Annotated in this window: 13 protein-coding genes and 1 pseudogene; 3 read left to right on the forward strand and 11 right to left on the reverse strand. The window is 72.8% G+C overall.

The genetic code is table 11. The annotated features are described in order from the left end of the window. Nucleotides 1–33: 33 nt before the first annotated feature. Together ACZ34W_RS08095 and ACZ34W_RS08100 are read left to right on the forward strand one after the other, a co-directional pair. Entirely contained in the window at nt 34–2,004 is a 1,971-nt protein-coding gene (locus tag ACZ34W_RS08095) for a glycoside hydrolase family 5 protein (protein ID WP_465602574.1), read from the forward strand. Between the two features lie 279 nt (nt 2,005–2,283). Beyond that, a complete protein-coding gene (locus ACZ34W_RS08100; RefSeq protein ID WP_465602576.1) occupies nt 2,284–3,318 on the forward strand; it encodes a LacI family DNA-binding transcriptional regulator in 1,035 nt (344 codons plus the stop codon). A gap of 219 nt (nt 3,319–3,537) precedes the next feature. Here the strand turns inward: ACZ34W_RS08100 and ACZ34W_RS08105 are convergent, their stop codons facing one another. Then, the gene (locus ACZ34W_RS08105) at nt 3,538–4,341 is read right to left on the reverse strand and encodes a maleylpyruvate isomerase N-terminal domain-containing protein (RefSeq protein WP_465602578.1); all 804 of its coding nucleotides are present in this window, start codon (nt 4,339–4,341) and stop codon (nt 3,538–3,540) included. A gap of 548 nt (nt 4,342–4,889) precedes the next feature. Here ACZ34W_RS08105 and ACZ34W_RS08110 point away from each other — a divergent pair. Beyond that, nucleotides 4,890–5,558: a cutinase family protein gene (locus ACZ34W_RS08110; RefSeq protein ID WP_329486270.1), complete on the forward strand. Its 669-nt coding sequence runs from the start codon at nt 4,890–4,892 to the stop codon at nt 5,556–5,558. Nucleotides 5,559–5,640: 82 nt separating this feature from the next. Here the strand turns inward: ACZ34W_RS08110 and ACZ34W_RS08115 are convergent, their stop codons facing one another. From ACZ34W_RS08115 to ACZ34W_RS08160, 10 genes and pseudogenes are all read right to left on the reverse strand, one after another. Next, complete coding sequence (locus ACZ34W_RS08115) at nt 5,641–6,705, reverse strand: BTAD domain-containing putative transcriptional regulator (protein ID WP_465602581.1); 1,065 nt, start codon at nt 6,703–6,705, stop codon at nt 5,641–5,643. Nucleotides 6,706–6,887: 182 nt separating this feature from the next. Beyond that, the gene (locus ACZ34W_RS08120) at nt 6,888–8,258 is read right to left on the reverse strand and encodes a serine/threonine-protein kinase (protein WP_465602583.1); all 1,371 of its coding nucleotides are present in this window, start codon (nt 8,256–8,258) and stop codon (nt 6,888–6,890) included. 11 nt (nt 8,259–8,269) lie between these two features. Further along, nucleotides 8,270–9,037 carry an FHA domain-containing protein gene (locus ACZ34W_RS08125; protein ID WP_329486267.1) on the reverse strand — a complete coding sequence of 256 codons (768 nt, stop codon included), beginning with the start codon at nt 9,035–9,037 and terminating at the stop codon, nt 8,270–8,272. A gap of 212 nt (nt 9,038–9,249) precedes the next feature. Beyond that, nucleotides 9,250–10,754 (reverse strand): annotated as a pseudogene (locus ACZ34W_RS08130) (DUF8189 domain-containing protein). A gap of 295 nt (nt 10,755–11,049) precedes the next feature. Then, nucleotides 11,050–12,441, reverse strand: coding sequence for an amino acid adenylation domain-containing protein (locus tag ACZ34W_RS08135; RefSeq protein WP_465602585.1), 1,392 nt, complete (start codon nt 12,439–12,441; stop codon nt 11,050–11,052). Beyond that, complete coding sequence (locus ACZ34W_RS08140) at nt 12,438–14,177, reverse strand: alpha/beta fold hydrolase (RefSeq protein ID WP_465602587.1); 1,740 nt, start codon at nt 14,175–14,177, stop codon at nt 12,438–12,440. The genes ACZ34W_RS08135 and ACZ34W_RS08140 overlap by 4 nt, the downstream gene beginning before the upstream one ends. After that, nucleotides 14,170–15,441, reverse strand: a complete 1,272-nt coding sequence (locus tag ACZ34W_RS08145) for an LLM class flavin-dependent oxidoreductase (RefSeq protein WP_465602589.1) — start codon at nt 15,439–15,441, stop codon at nt 14,170–14,172. Before ACZ34W_RS08145 ends, ACZ34W_RS08140 begins: the two co-directional genes overlap by 8 nt. A gap of 182 nt (nt 15,442–15,623) precedes the next feature. Further along, entirely contained in the window at nt 15,624–16,844 is a 1,221-nt protein-coding gene (locus tag ACZ34W_RS08150) for an ATP-grasp domain-containing protein (RefSeq protein ID WP_329486262.1), read from the reverse strand. 148 nt (nt 16,845–16,992) lie between these two features. Next, nucleotides 16,993–18,156, reverse strand: a complete 1,164-nt coding sequence (locus ACZ34W_RS08155) for a cytochrome P450 (RefSeq protein WP_465602594.1) — start codon at nt 18,154–18,156, stop codon at nt 16,993–16,995. Nucleotides 18,157–18,455: 299 nt separating this feature from the next. Further along, nucleotides 18,456–21,632: a non-ribosomal peptide synthetase gene (locus ACZ34W_RS08160; RefSeq protein WP_465602596.1), complete on the reverse strand. Its 3,177-nt coding sequence runs from the start codon at nt 21,630–21,632 to the stop codon at nt 18,456–18,458. Nucleotides 21,633–21,732: the final 100 nt, after the last annotated feature.

Consider the following 21,732-nt stretch of genomic DNA (forward strand, 5'->3'; position numbering starts at 1 on the left):
GCCACCGTCCCCAACCCCTGGAGGGAAAGCACCATGAGATCCAGCAGTACGGCTCCTGTTGTCCGGCGATCGGTCAACCGCATCCTGTCCGCCGCGGTCGCCGCGGCGGCACTCGTCCTCGCGGGCGTGCCCGGCGTCACCGCCGTGCCGGTCGCCGCCGCGGCCGACTCCGCGGTCACCGCCCCGGTGCTGACGGGCGGACAGCTCACCGCGTCCTGGACGGGCCCGCTGAGCACCCGAGGCCGGTACATCGTCGACGCCAAGGGAGACCGCTTCAAGCTGAAGTCGGCCAACTGGGCCGGCGCCCAGGGCACCTGGGAGGGCAGCGGGGACGTCGACGACCCGGCGAACAACCAGGCGGGGCAGGTGTCGCACAACATCCCGCTCGGTCTGGACCGGGTGCCGATGGCCCAGCTGATGTCAGACTTCCACGGCCTGGGCATCAACAGCGTCCGGCTGCCGTTCGCCAACGCGATGATCCACGACACCACGACGGTGCCCGACGCGGCGGTCACCGCCAACCCGCAGCTCAGGGGCAAGACCCCGCTGCAGGTCTACGACGCCGTGGTCGCCGCGCTCACGGCCGACGGCTTCGCGGTCGTCCTCAACAACCACACCACCAGCTACCGCTTCTGCTGCTCCCTGGACGGCAACGAGCGGTGGAACAGCGGTCAGTCCACCCAGCAGTGGGTCGACGACTGGGTGTTCCTGGTGAACCGCTACAAGGCGAACAAGCGGGTGGTCGGCGCCGACCTGCGCAACGAGGTCCGTCGCGACACCTGGGACGACCCCAACTGGGGCACGGGTGACAGCCACGACCTCTACAAGGCGTTCGAGGAGGCCGGTAACGCGATCCTCGAGGCCGACCCGGACGTGCTGATCGTCATGGAGGGCATCAACTGGCAGGGCATCCCCCAGGGCATGTTCAGCCACGGCCGTCCGACGCTCACCCCGGTCGGCCATCTGTCGAACACCCTGATCCGGTCGGGCAAGCTGGTCTACGCCGCGCACTTCTACGGCTACACCGGGCCCAACCACACCGGTGCGAGCGGTGGTTGGCAGAACGGGGAGACCAACGACCCCCGGTACCAGGACCTCAGCCCCGAGGAGCTCGTCAAGGTCGTCGGCGATCAGGCGCTGTTCGTCACCGAGGCCGGTCAGCACTTCACCGCCCCGGTGTGGATCAGCGAGTTCGGCGCCGCCGGCCGCGGGTCCGACAACGGCAAGGAGAAGGACTGGTTCGACCGGTTCACCGACATCCTGGCGAGCCACGACACCGACTTCGCCATGTGGCCGCTGGTCGGCTGGACCGACGCCAACGGCAAGCCGAACGACAACTGGGCCCTGATCTCCTACGACGCCAAGGGCAAGCGCTACGGCCTCCAGGACGGCGGCGACTGGCGGGTCGACGGCTGGAACCAGCTCGTCAACGCGCAGGGCAGGACCGGCCAGGTCGACAAGGTCGACCACTGGAACATGCTCAGCATCTCGGGCGGCGACCAGAACCTCTCGATCACCATGCGCGCCAAGGGCGACTGGTCGTACGGAAACTACAAGGCCGCCTGCCCGGACAGCGAGCGCCTGATCGCCCTCGGGCGCGGCAACAGCAGCGGTCTGTGCACCGACGCCGACGAGCCCGCCGCCGGCAGCGGCGACCGGACCGTCGTCAACAGCGAGAAGTACGTGACCAGTGACTGGGCCTGGGGCTACAACAAGATCCAGTGCCCGGACGACACCTTCGCCGCCGGCTACAGCGCCAACGGCTCGATCGTCGCCCTGGTCTGCCGGCCCTCCGCCGCGCCGCTGCCGACCGGTGGCCGCACCATCTGGTTCGACCACGGCGACAACCGGCCCACCACCGGCGGGTCGGTGCAGAGCGACTGGGCGGCCGGCTACTACAAGGGCCAGTGCAAGGACGACGAGTACATCGCCGGCGTCGCGATGACCTGGCGCTGGAACGAGCACGGCGTCCCCGACGCGCTGCTCTGCCGCCCGCTGAAGTGACCCGCCCGTCGGCCCCGAATCGGGGCCGATCGGCTTCATCGACGCTCGGGACCTCCGTCCCCCGGAACCTCCGTGCCCCCGGCCCGGAGACTTCCGACGGCGCGGAGGTCCTGCCGTTCTCCGTCCTCTCCGCCGTCGCCGAGGGCCCGCGCCCCCGGCCGTGGCCGGATCCGGAGGTGCGGGACGGACCCGGTTGCCCACCCTTCGGCAAGGTTATCTACCCTGGTGGACTTACTGTCCAGCTGGTAGCACCCAGGTCCAGGAAGAGGCGGTCTCGTCATGCCAGTCGGAGCGGAGCGCGTCAGGCCGGAACCCTCCGGGCGACCGACCATGAAGGACGTGGCGGCCGTCGCGGGCGTGGCGCTGAAGACGGTGTCACGCGTGGTGAACGGTGAGCCGGGCGTGAGCAAGGAGACCGAGGCCAAGGTCCGCGCGGCGATCGAGCAGCTCCGCTTCCGCCGTCACGACGGTGCCCGGATGCTGCGACAGGGCAGCCGGACGCGGTGCATCGGCCTGATCCTGGAGGACCTCGCCGACCCGTTCTACGCACAGCTCGGCCGGGCGGTCGAGGAGATCGCCCGCGCGCACGACTCGCTGCTGCTGACCGCCTCCTCCGTCGGGGACCCGGTTCGGGAGGAGGAGCTGGCCCTGGAGTTCTGCGAGCGCCGGGTCGACGGGCTGATCATCGTGCCGACCTCGGCCGACCACGGCTACCTGGCCGGCGAGCTCGCCGCGGGTACGGCGGTGGTCTGCGTCGACCGCCCCGCCGCGGGACTGTCGGTGGACACCGTCCTGGCCGACAACCGGGGTGGTGTGGCGGACGGGGTCGGTCACCTGATCCGCCAGGGGCACCGCCGGATCGGCTACCTCGGTGACGCCCCCGGCATCTACACCGCCGCCGAGCGGCTGGCCGGCTACCGCGAGGCGATGGCGGACGCGGGGTGCGGGACGGGGGAGCACTGGGTGGCGATGGGCCGGCCCGACCCGCTGGGCATCCGCTTCGCCCTCGACCGGATGCTGGCCGGCCCCGAGCCGGTGACCGCGCTGATGTGCGGCAACAACCGGGCGACCGTCGCCGTCCTGCGCGACCTGGCCACCCGCGGGAAGCACCCGGCGCTGGTCGGCTTCGACGACTTCGAACTCGCCGACATGCTCCCCGTGCCGGTGACGGTGGTCGCGCAGGACCCGACCGCGATGGGGCGGATGGCGGCCGACCTGCTCTTCCGGCGGATGGACGGCGAGCAGGCGCAGCCCCAGCGGCTCCAGATCCCGACCCGTCTGATCCAGCGCGGCTCCGGAGAGCTTCCCCGCTGACGCCCTGACGCGGTGCCCGGTTCCGGCGGCCGGACCCGCAGCCGGCGTGGTGTGGGACGGTCTCCTCCCCTATCGGTTCCGCCCTCGGCTGACACCGTTGTCATCAGTTGCCCGGAAGGGTACGCAGGGTGAACGGTGCCCCTGTTCACGGCTGTGCTCTTCGAGGAGGACGATGTCAACTGAGCCTCCGGGGCGTGCGGGGTGGCGCGCCGTCACGTCCTACTCGCCCGGGTCCCAGGCGCTGAGCTGCTCGAAGACGCGTCGGTCGCCGTCGAGCTCCAGGGGGTCGATCGGGATGCGGTTGTGCAGGATGAGGACCAGCTCGTTGGCCGTGCCCCGAGCCGAGAGGGAGGCGGGAGCCGCGTCCGGTTCCTGGCCGGCAGCGGTGGCCGGCAGGGTGCCGGGCTCGGGGAGGCGGACGGTCCGTGCGCCGTCGGCAGAGAGCGAGAGGCGCCAGGAGCGACCCTCGGAGGCATGGAAGTCGATGGCAGCGGGCTTGTGGGGCCAGGCACTTGTCGTGGCGACGCAGGTGGACAGGAACTCCTCGACGCCGTCGAGCGCCACCTCGACCGGCAGCGGCTGCGGGGTACCGACGGTGATCTGGGCGTCGTACGTGTGCACCGCCATCTGCTGGAGCTGGTGCCGGGCTACGGCACCGGTGGTGTGCGGCGACTGCAGCGTCTCCCACCACGACCAGCAACCGCGATCCGGGCCGGCCTTCCGCAACGCGTCCACCAGCTGCTCCGTGGACTCCGACAGCCAGGCCAGCAGGGCCTCGCGCTCCCGAGGCGCGGCCGACGCGCCCTCCGCCGCGGACTTGGCCGGAGCGGGTCCTGCGGCGACGGTGGCGGCCCAGTCACGGCGCCCCTCGCCGATGTGCTGTGCCAGATCGAACAGCGTCCACTCGGGGCAGGTCGGTACCTGTGCGTCGAGACTGGGCGCGGAGGCGATCGCGGCGCGGAAGGCGGTCGACCGTTCGTCGATCAGTCGCAGCAGAGCAGGGAACTCGAGTGTCATGGTCACCCCGAATCTCTATCACCGCGCTCCGATGATCAGACAGTGATTATTCACAGCGCCATCACGGGCGGACCTGCGCCACCGCGGCGAACCGACGGCGGACGTCGCGGACGGGAGACGGCAGGTCAACCGGGGGCGGGCCGCAGATCGCCCATCAGCAGGCTCCAGTGCCACGTCCCGGCCGAGCATCTCGTCCTCGGTCCGCCGGGCCGTCCCCATGCCGCCGGCCCGATGTGTTCGGCCGGCCGCTACCGCCCGCCGACCAGCCGACCCCGGTCCGACACGATGCGTACCTCCGCTCGCCCCGCCTGCGGGAGGGAACGCTCGACAACGTAGGACTTCACCCCGGGCGGCGGAGCGGAAGCGGGTGAGGAATCCCGCTTCGGACACCGCGGCACCGGTCCGTGCCGCCGCGTCGCGGGCCGTGGCCGCCCGGTGACCGGGGGCGTCATCGGGATGTCATCGGTCGCTGCCACGGTGGTCCGGTGACCTGGGCCGACCGCGGACCGCGCCGGAGTGCGGACGCGTCGGCGCCAACTGCGTAGGAGGATCGAATGCGAGCACGAAGGATCGCGGCCGCGTCGGCCGGAATCCTGCTGACCGTCGGGCTCACGGCGGCACAGGGCGCCACGGCACAGGCGGCCACCACGCGGGTGACCGCCCCGTGCGAGGGCACCTACACGATCGTTGTCGGGGGCACCGGCAGCTCGTGGAACAACGACGGGTTCTACGGCAACATCCAGCAGCACGTCGGGTATCCCACCCAGATCCCCAACGGTGCGAGCGCCCGGGCGGGCGTCAACGAGCTGAACCGGCTGGTCCGCGACCAGCGCGCCGCGTGTCCGGGCCAGCACGTCAAGATGGCCGGGTACTCGCTGGGAGCCGGCGTGGTGCACACCTGGGTGAGCGAGAACTGGAACACGTTCGACAACGTCAACGCCATCCTCGTCGCCGACCCCAAGCGCCAGGGCCCGCCCGGTGCCAACGGCGGCGCCGTGCCCTTCGGCGGCCTGATCGGCCCGCCGCTCGCCGGTGCCGACCGGAACTTCGGCAACGTGCCCGTCAAGACGATCTGCCACTGGGACTACGTCTGCGACGAGTCCGCCGGCATCTGGACCTACCCGAACAACCACGTCAAGAACTACCCCGAAGACTTCAACATGGACCACCACAACGACAGCGCCAGCGAGCAGTGGTACAACGGCGCCTGGTACCCCTGGTAGCCGAGGGGCGCTCGCGCGGGCCCTCCGTCGGCCCCCGGTGGCCGGGACTCCCCGGCCACCGGGGGCCGACGGCCCACCGGGCTCAGCGCCCGGTGAGGCCGAGACCGGCCTCGTCCCCGCGCAGGACCATCTGGAACGTCCGGCGCAGCATCCGGCTCGGCGGCACCCCCAGGTCGCCGGCCAGCCGGCGGCGGGCGCGGTCGAACACGGCCAGGGCGTCGGCCTGCCGGCCGCTCCCGTACAGCGCGCGCATCAGCATCGCGGCCACCAGCTCGTTGAGGGGGTGCTCCGCGGACAGCGCGAACAGCTCGGCGATCGCCTCGCAGTGCCGGCCCAGCCGCAGCTGCCACTCCAACTTCCGCTGCGCGACGGCGATCCTGCGCTCGGTGAGGCGCAGCCGCTCCAGTTCGGCGAGCGGGCCCGGCAGGCCGGCCAGCAGCTCCCCGCGGAACAGGTCCAGCGCCTGGGAGCAGAGCCGGACCGCCTCGGCCGGGTCACCCGCCCGCTGGGCCGTCCCGGCCTCGGTGACCAGGCCCTCCATCCGCGCCAGGTCCACCTCGGCGGCGCCGGGGGCGAGGCGGTAGCCGCACCGGTCGTGCTCGATCACCGCGTCCGGGCCGCCCCCGCCGCGCAGGGTCTTGCGCAACCGGTAGACGTGGACCGGCACCACGTTCGAGAACGGCGGCTCCGACCCCCACACGCCGTCGAGCAGCTCCTGCTGACTGACCGTCCGCCCGCCGCGCAGCGCCAGCGCCGCCAGGACGGCCTGCTGGCGCAGGTGCCCCAGGTCCAGGGACCGCCCGTCGTACCGGGCCCGCAGCGGCCCGAGCACGGAGATCTGCACCTTCGCTCCGGCCGTCCGGCCGGTGGAGCTCCGCGGCACCGGGCCCGCCACCGGCGGGCGGGGGCCGCGGCCCGGGGCGACCAGTCCGCAGTCGAAGGCGTGGACGATGGCGGCGGCCCGGTCGCGCAGCCCGAGCTTTCCGAGGATCCGCGCGATGCGCCCGGCCACGGCTGCCTCGGAGACGGCCAGAGCGGCGGCGATCTCGTCGTCCCGCAGGCCGCAGCCGACCGCGTGGAGTACCTCGCGCTCCTCGTGCCCGAGGACGGCGGCGCTCGGCCGGCGGGTGGTGGCGGTGGTCGGCATCGCTGCTCCCTGGACGCTGGGCCGGCCGGACTGGCGGACGCCGTCGAAACGGTAGAAGGAGCGGCGTCGGCCGGGAATCCGGAACGATCCGGGGTGCTGCCCCCGGCGGATCGGCGGATCGGCGGATCGGCGGATCGGCGGATCGGCGGACCGGCGGATCGGCGGACCGGCGGACCGGCGGGTCAGGGGCAGGGGAGGAGCACGGGGCGGTCCCTGGTGCGGACGGCCGGGAGCCAGCCGGTGGTGGGTCCGGGGAGGCGGATGCGGTACCAGAGCGTGGAGGTGCGGTCCTCCTCGTCGATGACGGGGAGCCCGGTGGAGAGCTGGCAGTCGACGTCGAGGACGTCGTCGTGCCAGACACGGGTGGGGACGACGTTCTCGGCGGTGTAGGGGTGCCGGGGGTCGACGGCCAGGCCCAGGCTGCACTGGGGGTCGCGGTCGGTGCGGTCCTGGCAGCCGCGTTCGGCGTTGAAGACCCGGATCTGGGACGGGTGCGCGGCCGGCCGCGGGTGCGGCCAGAGGGCGGCGGCGGTGACGGCGGCCGTGGCGCAGGTGGCGAGGGCGAGCAGGGCGGTGCGCGGTCGCGGGCGGCGCGGACGGCGGCCGGACCGGTGGGCGCGGACGCGGGCGAGCAGGCTCTCGGCGGTGTGCGGGGCACGGGCGGCGTGGGTGGGCGCGAGGCAGTCGGTAGCGAGGGCGCGCCAGAACGGCGGGACGGCGGGGGACAGGCGCAGCGGGGCGCGGCCCTCGGCGTACTGCTGGGCGGCGGCACTGCGGGTGGTCGGCGTCGCGCCGGGGAAGGGCGGCACCCCGGCGGCGAACACCTCGTGGATCACCACGCCGAGCGCCCAGATGTCCGCCGTGGTGCGGATCTTGACGCCGTGTTCGCCGAGCGGTTCCTTCCAGCGTTCCGGCGGGAGGTAGTCGGGGGTGCCCATGGGGGCCGAGTGGCCGTGGGTGCCGGTGAGTTCGATGGCGAGGCCGAAGTCGGAGAGGCGGACCTCGCCGTCCCGGCCGATCAGGACGTTCTCGGGCTTGAGGTCCATGTGGACCCAGCCGGAGCGGTGCAGATGGGCCAGGCCCTCGCAGACGCCGGCGACGATCCCGGCGCCCCGGGTCTCGTCGACGCCGGTGGCGAGCAGGTCGCGCAGGGTGCCCCGGGCGCGTTCCATGACCAGGACGATCGCGCCGTCGAGCGCCGGGTGGCCGGGGGCGGCCAGGGTGAGGGTGTCGAGCAGCCGGATCAGCCGGGGGTGCGGGGCGGTCCGGGCCAACTCGGCCTCCCGGCGGGCGGCTTCGGCGACCTGGCGGGCCTGGCGGGGGGCGAGCCCGGCGACCGGCAGCACCTTGAGGGCGACCGTGTCGTCGGTGTCAGCGTCGGTGTCGATGTCGTCGGAGCCGGGCGGGCCGACCGGGTCCCCGGCGCGGCGGGCGGCGTAGACGGTCGCCCAGCCGCCCTCGCCGATGACTCCGGTGACGGTCCAGTCGCCGACCCGGTGGCCGGGCGGCAGCAGTTCCCCGTCGTCTCCGCCGAAGGCCCGGTCGCGCACCACGGCGCCCCTCCCTAGCGTGCCGGCTCGGCGGTCTCGGGGCGCGGCAGGAGCCCGAGGTGCTCCTCGCGAACGATGCCGAACTTCAGGGCGACGCCGACGACGGCCTCGCGCTTGCCGCTGCGGCGGTCCGAGCGGGCGGTGTCGTCGGGCAGGTCGACGCGGAGCTTCTCGTCGGCGAGGTAGTCCAGGTGCGAGCTGACCGCGCGGGCGGTGAGCCGGGCGCAGGCCGGGTGGCCGCGCAGCCGGGCGACCACCTGGGGGGTGGTGGGCACGGCCGCGGGGGAGCGGTCGCGAAGCCACGGTTCGCAGAGCGCGACCAGCACCAGGAAGTAGGTGGCGGTCTCGTCCAGCGAGTACGCCGTCATGGTGCGGCTCTCCCAGGAGCCGCCGCCGCGGGCGTGCGGGTCCAGGTAGACGTGGTCGGGCGCGAACACCTGGAAGGACAGCGGGGTCTCACGCCGCGAGGGCAGCACCACCCGGGCGAACTCGAACGGGATCGGTGCGCCGATCCGCCGCGGCGGCACCCGCAGGTACTCGCCGGCGCCCTCCGGGTTCTCCACCAGGTAGGCGTGGGTGCTGCTGAGGTTGCTCAACTGCCAGTGGTCGTCGGTCGCGTGGATCTCACCGGCGAGCCGGGAGACCGTCTCGTCGCCGAGCCGGAGCTCCACCGGCGTGCCGGCGGAGCCGCGGCCGAAGCGCGCCCGCTCTCCCGGACCGAGCCGCAGGGTCACCGCGTCGTCGCCGTTCCCCGCCGGCAGGTGGACGAGAATCCCGCTCACCGTTCCCCCGTTTCGCATGCCGACCATTGCCAGACGGACGAACGTTACCTCCTTGCGCATGACAATAAACCGTATGGTGGCGCAGGCCACGTGACGGAGGATCGGGAAGCGGCGGGGCGGGATCGGTGGGCCGGGGTCGGTGGGTGGTCGTCGAGGGGGCGGACGGCTCGCGGGCGGGAGCGCTCGCGCTCCCGCCCGCGGCACCTGTCCCCTCAGGTGACGGCGGGGCCGGGGGTGGTGTTCAGCCAGGTCCATTCGGACCAGGTGGCGAAGCCGGTCTGCCAGCGGTGGTGGACGCCGGCGGCGCTGGTGCCGAAGACCTCGATGCGGCCGTCGGCGTTGGCGGTCGCGACGATCTCGGTGCCGGCGCCGCCGAAGCTGTCCCACGCGGTGTACCGGGCGTTCAGGCCGGACTGCCAGGTGTGCTGCGCGGTGGTGCCGTTGATGGCGAACACCTCGACGCGGCCGTCCGCGGTGGGCTGGCTGGTGAGCTGTGCGTCGGCGGGTCCGCCGGTGGGTTCCCAGCCGGACCAGGTGGTGGGGTCGGTCTGGTAGCGGTGGAAGACGCCGACGGGGCCGGAGGCGAAGACTTCGAGTCGGCCGTCCTGGTTGTGGTCGACGGTGAGGTCGTGGCCGCCGTCGCCGAAGGTGTCCCAGCTGGACCAGGTGCCGTTGACGGCGGTCTGCCATTGGTGTTGGAAGGTGGTGCCGTTGAGGGCGAAGGCTTCGAGGCGGCCGTCGGGGGCTTTGCCGAGGGCGAGTTGGCTGTCGGCGGGGCCGCCGCCGGTGGGTTCCCAGCCGGACCAGCCGCTGTTGGGTGCGTTCTGGTAGCGGTGGAAGACGCCGACGGGGCCGGAGGCGAAGACTTCGAGTCGGCCGTCCTGGTTGGGTCCGACGGCGATGTCGTGGCCGCCGCCGCCGAACTCCTCCCAGTTCGACCAGTTGCCGGAGGGCTGGAGTTGGTAGCGGTGTTGGAAGGTGGTGCCGTTGATGGCGAACATCTCCAGGCGGCCGTCCGCGTTGGGGGCGATGGCCAGTTCGGCGCCGCCCGGTCCGCCGAGGGTCTCCCATTCCGACCAGGCGCCGCTGACCGCGGTCTGCCAGGCGTGCGAGACCCCGTTCGCGCCGGCGGCGAAGACCTCCAGCCGGCCGTCCGCCGAACGCGCGGACACCACCCGGCCGGACTGCGCCGGGTACACCAACGGCGCCGGACCGGGGCCGGTGCCCGGGGTGCAGGGCATGGCGATGCCGCGATCCGCGAGGTAGGGGACCGGGTCGGTGCGCACGGTCGCGTTCGCGTCGGCCCAGACCCGCAGGTGCAGGTGCGGGCCGCTGGAGGTGCCCTCGCTGCCCATCCGCGCGATCAGTTGCCCGGCCGTCACCTGGTCACCGGTGGCCACCTCCCGCTCCCGCATGTGGCCGTACTCGGTGATCGTCCCGTCCGGGTGCAGGACGCGGATCCACTGGCCGTAGCCCTGCGCCGGGCCGGAGACCAGCACCCGGCCGTCGCCGACCGCGTAGATCGGGGTGCCGTAGTCGTTGGCGATGTCGATGCCGTTGTGCTCCTCGGTGAAGCCTGGGAGATGTACCCGGAGGCCGGGCAGGACGCCGTGAACCCGGCGGCCTCGGCGGGGCCGGCCGGTACCGCGACCGGCAGCAGCAGGGCGACCGCGGCCAGGGCCAGGCGCGCGGTGCGGCGGGAGAGGGAGGGGAGCACCGGAACACCCCTCACGCCGTGCGCCGGCGGCCGAGGACGCCGCCGGAGGCGAGGGTGTTCCTGCGGGTGAGGTGGTGCGCGGTCAAGGTGACCTCCTGAGGGCGCGTGACGGCGGCCGGTCCGGACCGCCGGGTGTGGAGCGGTTGGGACGGTAGCCGCGCGCCGCGCGTCGCAGTACCCGGAACCACCCGGACTGACAGGAGCGGACCGGCCGCCGTGACCGGCGCCCTTCGGGACGGCGCCGCCCGAAGCACCGCCGGGCGTGGCCGCTCCGCGGTCGCCGCGGGACGGACCGCTACCCGTCGGCGGACCCGCCCGGCGTGACCGGCTCGGCGTGGGTCAGGACGTAGGCGACGAGCCGGTGCCTCCCGTCCGCTCCCCGCTTCGCGACGACGGCGGCCGCCCGTACGTCCGGTGCGGCGGACAGCACCGACTCGATCTCGTCGAGTTCGATCCGGACGCCCGAGATCTTGACCTGCCGGTCGAACCGGCCGACGAATTCGAGCGCGCCGTCCGGTCGGGTCCGCGCCCTGTCGCCGGTCCGGTACCACCGCCGCGGCACGGCACCGGCCTCCTCGACGAACCGCTCCCCGGTCTGCTCCGGCAGGCGGAAGTAGCCCGCGGCGACGCAGGGACCGCCGACCCACAGTTCGCCGACCTCGCCCGGTGCCACCGCGGAGCCGTCGTCGCCGACGACCCGGACGGACGCGTGGCGCAGGGGCCGCCCGATCGGGATGGCTGTGGACCGGGCCTCCTCCGGTGTCACCTCGTGCGTGGTGGCCCAGACCGTCGCCTCCGTCGGGCCGTACATGTTGTGGACCCGGACGCCCGGGAGGGCGGTCACCAGGCGCCGGGCGAGTCCCACCGGGAGCACCTCACCGCCGACGTGGAGCGCGCGCAGGTGCCGCAGGGACAGCAGGGCCTCCTCGGACGACGCGATCGCCGAAAGGAGCGAGGGGGTCGCCTGGAACAGCGTCGGCCGAAAGCGCCGCACCAGGCTCGGCAGACCGTCGTCACCGGGCGAGTCGAGCCGGTCCACCATCCTGGCCGGGCTCACGACGGCGGCTCCGCCGCGGGTGAGCGGCCAGAGCAGCTCCATGACCGCGATGTCGAACGCGACACTCGTCACGGCGAGGAACGTGTCGTCGAAAGGGCTGCCGTAGGCCGTGTCGAGCGCGTCGAACAGCGCGGCCACGTTGGCGTGGGTGACCACGACGCCCTTGGGCCGACCGGTGGACCCGGACGTGTGGATGACGTAGGCGGGGTCCTGGGGGGAGGGCGAGGGCAGCACGATCTCGGCGAGGCCCGGTTCGGCCCGGCGCGGCGTGACCTCGACCGCGCGGACGTCGAACTCCCGCCCCCCGCCGTCCGTGACGAGGAGCGCGAGGTCGGCGTCCTCGACCACGGTCCGCCGGCGCTCGACCGGATAGCCCGGATCGAGGGGGACGTAGGCGGCCCCGGCGGCGGACACGCCGAGCAGGGCCACCACCAGGTCGACGCCCCGCTCGACCATGACGCCGACCCGGTCGCCCGGCCCGGCCCCCCGGGCGACGAGCCGCCGTCCCAGGGCCTCGGCCGCCAGCGCCAGTTCCGCGAAGGTGAGCGTGGTCGTCCGGTCGGACACGGCGGGCCTCGTCGGATGGTCCAGCGCCACCGCCCTGACCTGGCCGAACAGGGCGGGCGTCACCGTGCCGATCCGAACGCGAGCAGCCGGGACACGCCTTCGCGGTCGTTCATCAGTCCCTCGTGGCTGTAGTCCGAGGAGAGCATCAGCCAGCAGGAGCCGATCCGCCGCGCGGTGCGGACCTGTTGCGTCCCCGGGAAGTACAGGTCGTCCGCGGCTGCCACGGCGTAGACGGGCACGGTGTTCCTCCCCAACTGGTCGAGGTCGTAGAGACTGGTCCATCCGGTGTACCGGGCGAGTTCGTCGGCCACCTCGGCGAACGGCGCCAGCGCCGCGAACTGACGGAACATCCACGGGAAGAACACTTCGCCGTAGAAGTGGAACGGGCGGGCCCCGGCGGCGAACGCCGGCTCGTCCGCGTAGAGCCGGTCGGCGGCCCACCCGGTGGCGCGTCCGGGGTGCCCGTAGGTGTACTCCTGCAGGTAGAAGAGCGGGGAGCCGACCAGGTACGTCGCCGCCGCCACCGCGGCCAGGAAGTCCTCGGTGAGGTGGTCGCCGTCCCAGGCGCCCTGGAGGAGGTCGTGGACCGCGGTCATCCCGCCGGCGAAGCCGAACTTCAGACCGAGGAACCGGAACCGCTCGGGCGACAGCCGCTCTCCCGTCGGCAGCAGCACCTCGTGGTCGCCGAGGTGGTCGACGATCCGGTCGACGAGCCCCGCGTCCCCGGGATACCGCCGGTAGTACTCGGCGTTCTTCCTCCTGCTCATCACCAAGGTGTCTCGCAGCAGGTCCTCGGCCGTGCTGACCGGGCCCAGGAGCCCACTGGAGATGAACACCCGGTCGACGCACTCCGGGGAGTGGGAGAGGTAGGTCAGGGCGATGGAGCCGCCGTAGCTCTCCCCGAACAGCGTCCAGGCCGGGACCCGCAGCACCCGCTCGCGCAGGAACTCCGCGTCCCGGACGACGGCGTCCGCGCGGTAGCACCGGAGCCGCTCCAGCGCCTCGGCCGGCGTCATGCCCGCGATGGTGGCGGCGGTCACCGGCGAGCTGCGGCCGCCGCCGCGCTGGTCCAGCAGCACCACCCGGTACCGGTCCAGGGCGGCGTCCAGCCAGGCGGGGATCCTGGTGCGCGGATCGGGGCACTGTCCGCCGGGGCCGCCCTGGAGGAAGAGCAGGTACGGCAGGTCACGGTCCACCGCGGCGCGGCGCACCACCGTCCTGGCGAACAGCTCGATCGACGGGCCGGCCGGGTCGTCGTGGTCGACCGGGACCTCGAAGCGGTGGTCCTCGACCACGACCTCGTCGTGCTCCCGCTCCGCACCGGTCGGCGCGGAGAAGGCCAGGATGTTGCGGACCGTGGGGTTCCGGCGCAGCCGGTGGCCGTCGACACGCCTGCCCGTGCGGTCCGTCCACGCCGCGCAGGCCGTCGTCAGGAGCAGCGACGTCACCCCCAGGTGGGTGAGGTCCTCGTCGGGATCGAGGTCGGCCCGGGCCAGCTCCGCCGTGAACAGCCGCAGCAGGAAGTCGAGGTCGCCGACCGGTTCGCCGCCGGGCGGTTCGTCGCCGGCCGGTCCGCCGCCGGGCGCCGCCCCGGTCTCCGGGGACGACGGCGCGGATGCCGTCTCGGCGGCCAGCCGTTCGAGCGCGGCCCGGTCCGTCTTCCCGTTGGGCAGCACCGGAAGCGTGTCGACGAACACGAACCGCGTCGGGACCGCCTCGGGCGGCAGGGCGGCCCCGAGGTGTGCCCGCAACCGTGCGGTCACGTCCGCCGTGGTGTCCCGCCCGGTCCGCTCACTCATAGCGGCGCCGCAGCAGGGTCTCGTCGTACTTTGTGCGGAACAGCCCGCGTTCCTGCAGCAACGGCACCACCTCGTCCACGAAGTCGGCGAGGCCGGCCGGGAACACCGCGGGCATGAGGTTGAACCCGTCCGCCGCGCCCTCCCCGACCCAGGTCCCGATGACGTCCGCGATCCGCTCCGGGGTGCCCGCGACCACCAGGTGGCCTCGCCCGAAACCCTGGTGCGCGATGATGTCGCCGACGGTGGTGCCCGGCCGCCGGGCCATCCCGGTGATCAGCTCGTAGGTGGTGCGGTTGCCCTGGATGCTGTCGGCCGGGGGGAGGCGCTCCACGGGGAAGGGCGCGTCGACGGCGCAGTCGGTGATGTCCACGTTCAGCATCATCGAGATGTGTTCCAGGGCGTAGTCGACGGCCTGCAGGCCGGTGAGTTCGCGCTTCTTCTCGTCCGCCTCGGTCTGCGTGGCACCGACGATCGGGATCAGCCCCGGCAGCACCTTCACCGTTCGCCCGTTCGCGGCGGCGCGGCGGCGCATCTCGGTGCGGAACCGCGCGCCGTCGGGGACGTTCTCCTGCACGGTGAACACCGCGTCGGCGTGCCGGGCGGCGAACGACCTGCCCGCCTCCGACGCGCCGGCCTGGACCAGGAACGGGCGGGACTGGGGGCTGCGCTGGATGTTGAGCGGCCCGCGGACGGCGAAGTACTCCCCCTGGTGGTCGATCCGGTGGATCCGGTCCGGGTCGGTGTAGTGCCCGCTGGCGCGGTCGCGGACCACGGCGTCCTCGTCCCACGACTCCCAGAGCCGGTGGGCGACGGCCAGGAACTCGTCGGCGCGGTCGTACCGTTGCTGGTGCGGGAGCATCGCCGGCCGGTTGAAGTTCCTGGCCTCGTTGACGCTGTTGGACACGACGATGTTCCAGCCGACGCGGCCGCCCGAGATGTGGTCGAGCGAGGAGAACATCCGGGCGAGGTGGAACGGCTCGTAGTACGAGGTCGACGCGGTCGCGATCAGTCCGATGTGCTCGGTGCCCAGGGCGAGGCCGCTCAACACGGTGAGCGGTTCGAGCCCGCCGCAGTAGTTGCTGCGCGGCTTGTGCCAGAGCGCGTCGGCGATGAACACGGAGTCCAGCAGCCCTCGTTCCGCGAGCCGGGCGAGTTCGAGGTAGTAGTGGATGTCGGTGACACGGGCCGAGTCGCACCCGGGATGCAGCCACGCGGAGTCATGGTGCCCGGGCAGCAGCATGAACAGGTTGAGGTGAATACTCAAGGCGCCTGACACTTTCGGCTGGTCGGAGCGGTGGTCGTCGGAGCGGTCACCGTGGGAGCGGTGGTCGTCGGAGCGGTCGCCGTGGGAGCGGTGGTCGGCCGAGCGGTGGTCGGGGCAGTGGTGGTCGGGGCAGCGGTGGTCGGGGCAGTGGTGGTCGGCGGATCGGTCGTCATGGCGCCGGCCTACGGCAGGCTCTTCGCCTCGTGCAGCTCGGTGACCAGTCGGATGGCCTCGTCCATGCGCTTCGCGCAGTGATCGACGTCGTCCCCCTCGACGAGGGCCCAGGCGACGGCGATCGAAGTGGTCTTGAGCTCCTTCATGACCTCGCCCACGGGCGCCTTCATCCGGACGTGACGCACCCCGGGCAGGCTCTCCAGGTCCTCCTGCGTCACACCGTTGCGGAAACCGGACTTGACCGGCAGGCACACGAAGCCCATGACGCCGGTGGGTTCGAACGCGGGCGCCGGCACGGGCGCGTCGATGTGGACGAGGGCGTGTGCCGCCCAGAGGCTGACCCCGACGGTGTGCTGTGCGCTGATGCTGACCAGGCCGCCGGCCGGGCGCCAGGCGAGCTCACCGGCGACGAACCGGCCCGGGCCACCGAACACTTCGAGGTGGAAGACGGTGTTGCGGCCGCCGAGCGCCGACCGGCAGCGTTCGGCGAAGGCACGGGCCTCCTCGTAGAGTTCCGGGTACGCCTTGGGCGGGAGCGCGATCGAACGGAACGGGTTCCCGTTCTTCGCCTCGATGCACGGGTTCACGTCGCGCGACACCATGAAGGTCTCGATCCGGCCGTCGACGACGACGCCGTCGAAGTGCCACTCGTCCCCCGACTGCCACTCCTCCACCATGAAGGCGTCGAGTTCCGGCGTGGCGGTCAGCCGGTCGAACAACTCCTCGGCGGTTTCCGCCCGGAAGACGAGATGGGCGCCGCCGTCGGCCGTCGGCTTGACGATGTAGGGGGGAGCGAGGTCCCCGAGCGCGTCGCGGAACCCGGCGACCGAGGTCGGCCGCTCGGGGAACACCACGAACCGCGCCGTCGGTACGCCGTGCCGCTGCCAGAGGGTCTTCTGCAGCGGCTTGTCGCGACCGGCGAGCGCCACCCGGGCGTCCATCGGCTTCCGGCACCCGAGGATGTCGTTCAGGATGGCGGCGGTGGTCACCGCGAACTCGTGGCCCGAGACGACGACGTCGACCTGGTCGGCGACACCGAGGTGGATCAGGGCGGCCCAGGCGAGTTCCGGCCGGTCGAAGGAGGGGAGGAACGCGCGGTGCGTGATCAGGCCCTGGCAGGCCTCCATCACCACGCGGTCGTGCGCCACGTACAACACCGTGACGGTGTGGCCGAGGCGGGCCAGCTCCTCGATCGCTTCTTGTTCCGCACCTAGAAGAACGACGTTCACCTTGTACCAGATCCCTCGGTTCGACGGATGTGTCTGCTCAGCTCTGGTCCGCGCTGCTCTTGCCCGGGACTGCTCTGCGCTGTTCGGCGTCGCGCCGCGCCGCGCTGCTCTGCTCTGCTCTGTGGGGCGCCGCGCTGCGCTGCCCCGCTCAGCGGTCGAGATACACCGGAAGGGTGTCCAGGCTCCGCACGGTGGCGGTGGTGCGGCGGGTGGGCTCCGCCGCGAGGCGCAGCCGTACGCCCTCGTCGCTCAGCGCGTTGATCACCGCGGTGACGCTCAGCTTGCCGAACTCGGAGCCGAAGCAGGCGTGCGGCCCCGAGCCGAAGCCCAGGTGCGGGTTCGGCCGGCGGTCCAGGTTGATGTCCTGCGGGTCGGCGAAGACCCGGGGGTCGCGGTTCGCGGCGGCGAGCAGCGTCACCACGTTGTCGCCCGCCGCGATGCGGGTGCCCTCGATCAGGGTGTCCGCGACCGCGATCCTGCTGGTTCCCTGCGCCGGCCCGTCGTACCGGATCAGCTCGTCGACGCCGGTCGCCGAGCGGGACGGGCGGGACAGCTCCGGCAGCAGGTCGGGCACGGTCGCCAGCAGGTGTGCCGCGTTGCCGACCATGGCGAAGATCGTCCCGTAGCTCGCGTTGAACATCATGGCGGCCGAGTTCCGGATGTAGTGGCTGCCGGAGAACTCCTTGTCCGCCCGCCGGATGAGGTTCGCGATCAGGCCGTTGTCGCCCTCGGGGCGCGGGAACCAGCTCTCGCCGAGGTCGTTCAGGCGCTTGCGCGCGGCATCTCCCTGCGGGATGTTCTCCGGCGCGAGGCCCGAATCCATCCGGAGCGCGATGCCGTGCGAGATCTCCGCGTAGTCCGCGTCGTCGGGTTCGGGGACGCCGAGCAGGGCCGCGGAGATGTGCAGGGCGAAGGGCGCGGACACGTCCGCCATCAGGTCGAACGGCTCGCCCGGCCGCTGGGCGGCCAGTCGCCCGCGCACGAAGTCGACCGCCTCGCGGAACAGCCGGTCCTTGTCCTGCGAGCGCATCGCGCTCACCAGGAGCTGGCGCAGCGGGTTCTGCTCCGGCGGGTCCATCATCTGCACGTTCTGGCGGAAGTCCGGGATCTTCTCCCCGACCCGGCTGGGGTCCCGCGCGAAGGTCGCGTGCTCGCGGAGCACGCGCACGCAGTCCGCGTGCCGGACGACCACCCACGCGCGCATGCCGGCATGCCAGTGGACGGGCTGCTCCTCAAGCATCCTGGTGTAGGTCGGATAGGGATCCCTGAGCATGGCCGGGGACAGCGGATCGTAGGTCGGGGTGGGGGTCACCAGGCTCCGCCTTCGTGTCATCGGGGTGGAGAACGCACGCCGCCGCGCGTTCGACGCGGGGCGGCGTGCGTCCGGTGTCTTTCACGAATTCCTTGTTCTCACTGCGGGATCACTCGACCCGGGGACCGGGCGTAGCTCACCGGTCCTCCGCCGTGTCTCAGTGGTTGTAGGACATGGACGTCACCCCCGTTCCGCGAGCAGTGGCACGAGCCGGGCAGGTGTCGGGTGCTCGGACGCGGCCCCGCGTGGCAGGTCCGCGCCGAGCGCCGCGGTGTCTCAGTGGTTGTAGGACATGGACGTCACCCCCGTTCGGCGAGCAGTTGCACAAGTCCGGCAGGCGTCGGGTGCTCGAACACGTCACGGAGCGGCAGGTCGACACCGAGCCGCCCGTGAATGTCGTGCGCGACCCGTAGCATGCCGAGTGAATGGCCGCCCCGTGCGAAGAAGTTCTGGTGGACGTCGGCCACCGGCACTCCCAGCACCTCGGCGAACACGTCGCAGACGGTCTGCTCCGCCCCTTCGGCCGGCGGCCGGCCGGCGGACTCCTCGGTCAGCGCCGGCAGCGCCTTCCGGTCGAGCTTCCCGTTGGGAGTCAACGGCAGGGCCTCGACCATCCGGAATCCGGTGGGCACCATGTGGAGCGGCAGCGACTCGGCCGCGTGTCGGCGCAGGGCGGTCGGCGTCAGCGCCTCGGTCGCGGGCACGACGTAGGCGACCAGGCGGGTGGCCGGGGTGTGCTTGTTGACCGCGAGCACGGCGACCTGGACCACCTCGTCGTGACCGCGCAGCACGGCCTCGATCTCGCCGAGCTCGATGCGGAAGCCCCGGACCTTCAGCTGGTCGTCCACCCGGCCCATGAACACGAGCTGCCCGTCGGCGCGCCAGCGCACCACGTCTCCGGTCCGGTACATCCGGCTGCCCGGCGGGCCGAAGGGATCGGCGACGTACCGGTCGGCGGTGAGGCCGGGCCGGTTGAGGTACCCGCGGGCCAGCTGCACCCCCGCGATGTACAACTCGCCGGCGACGCCCGGCGGTACCGGCTGGAGCCACCGGTCGAGGACGTAGGTCCGCATGTTGTCGATCGGTCGGCCGATCGGCGCCTCCTCCGGCCAGTCGCCGGGATCGGCGGGCAGGGCGAACGAGGTGGCCACATGGGTTTCGGTGGGGCCGTAGTAGTTGGCCAGCCGGCGGTCCGGCACGGCGCGGTGGAACGCCGCCAGTTCGGGGGTCAGCGCCAGGCTCTCACCGCCCTGGATCACGTGCCGCAACCGGGGCAGTTCGGTCCCGGCGGCCTGACTGATGTCGACGATCGCGGCGAGGACGAGGTTGGGCACGAAGACCTCGTCGACCTCGCTCTTCTCCAGCCACGTCACCAGCTTGTCGAGGTCCCGGCGGGTCTCCTCGTCCGGGAGCTCGACGCAGCCGCCGCGCACCGTGGCGATCAGGATCTCCACCAGCGCCACGTCGAAGCTGATCGACGAGAAGTTGGCGACCCGGTGGGTGGCCGCGCCGTCCGACGTCGCGGACACCCGCTCGTACCACCTGATGAGGTTCACCAGGGCGGAGCCGGGCATCACCACCGCCTTCGGCAGCCCGGTCGACCCCGAGGTGTAGATCATGTAGCAGGGGTGGGCCGGCAGCAACGGCGTGACCCGGTCCGCGTCCGTCAGGTTGCCGTCCGCCATGCCCTGCTCGTCGACCGGTCCGGTCAGCACGAGTTGGGGATCGCTGTCCTTGAGCATGAACGCCACCCGCTCCGGCGGGTACTCCGGATCGACGGGACAGTAGGCCGCGCCGGCCTTCAGCGTGCCCCACACCGCGACGATCAGGTCCACGGACCGGGCCATCGACAACGCGACGACCGACTCCGGCCCGATGCCGCGGCCGGCCAGGTGACGGGCGACCCGGTTCGCCCGCGCGTTCAGCTCGCCGTAGGTCAGTGCCGAATCCCCGCACCGCACCGCCACCGCGTCCGGGGTCGCGGCGGCCCGCGCCTCCAGCAGTTCGGGCAGCGCGCTCTGCGCCACGTCCCTCGCCGTGTCGTTCCAGGCGGTGAGGACGTTCGAGAGCTCGGTCGCGGAGAGGATGGTGACGGCGCCGATGGTCCGGTCGGCGTCGGCCGCCATGGCCGTGAGCACGCGGACCAGCCGGGCCGCGATCGTCCGGGCGCTCGCGCGGTCGAACAGGTCGGTGTCGAACCGCAGGTCGCAGACGAGGCCTGCCGCCGTCCCGTCCGGCCCGTGGCGCGCGTCGACGTTCAGGTGCAGGTCGAACCCGGACGCTCCGAACCCGGGCGCTCCGAGGTCGGGCACGTCCGCGGTCGTGCGCAGCCCGGCCGGCCGCCACTCGACCGCGCGGGCTCCGGCGGTCACGAGGACCTGGCACAGCGGGTTCCGGCCCGGGACCCGTGCCGGATCGACGGCCCGCACGACGTGCTCGAACGGCACGTCCTGGTGCGCGAAGGCGGCCAGGTCGACCTCGCGAACCCGGTCGAGCAGCTCCGCGAAGGTGGGGTTTCCCGCGAGACCGGTGCGCAGCACGACCGTGTTCGCCACGAGTCCGACGACGTCTTCCGACGCCTCGTCGGGGCGCCCCGGGGTGAGCGTGCCGATCGGCACGTCCACGTCGCCGGTGAGCCGGCTGAGGAGCACGGCCAGCGCGGCCTGGACGATCATGAACATCGTCGTCCCGGTACGGTGCGACAGCTCGACCAGCCGTGCGTGCTCCTCGGGGGAGACCTCGAAGCGCACCGAGTCCTCGCCGCGACTCGGCGTCGCCGGACGCGGGCGGTCGAACGGCAGCCCGATCTCGCCGCCCAGCCCTGACAACGTCTCCCGCCAGAAGGCCAGTTGCCGCGCCGCGAGGCTGTGCGGATCCGACGCGTCACCGAGGCGCCGCAGTTGCCGCAGCACGTGGTCGGCGTACTGCACGGGCGGCTTCGCCCAGTCGGGGGCGGTGCCCCGGCACCGTGCCTCGTACGCCAGGGTGAGATCGCGGCCGAGCGGGGCCATCGACCCGCCGTCGCAGGCCGTGCGGTGCAGTGACAGCACCAGGACGTGGTCGTCCGCGGCGATCCGGAACAGGCCGGCGCGGACGGGTATCTCCGTCGCGAGGTCGAAGGTGTGCGCCGCGGCGGCGGCGACCTCCCGCTCCAGGGCGGAGGGTGCGACGGTGCGGGTGTCGAGAACCGGGCGGGCGTCCGGAAGCACGCGTTGGACCGGCACCCCCGCCACGGGCACGATCACGGTGCGCAGGCTCTCGTGACGCAGGACGACGTCGGTCAGTGCCGCTTCGAGCGCGGCCCGGTCCAGTGCGCCGTGGAGCCGCAGGACGAGCGGGATCTGGTGGGTCGACGTGGTGCCGTGCACCCGGTCGAGGAACCAGAGGCGGAACTGGCCGGAGGAGACCGGCAGCGGATCCGGCCGTCGCAGGGGTCCTGACTGCTCCGGCTCGGCCAACGGCGCGATGTCGTTCAATACTGCTCCTCTTCGGTGCGTTCTCGGACACCGTCAGCGGTTCCCCGTGTCCCCACCGGGCGGATCGCCCGCCGTTGGAGAGTCGCACACGACGACGATC

It is taken from the genome of Kitasatospora sp. NPDC022856, assembly GCF_055561235.1.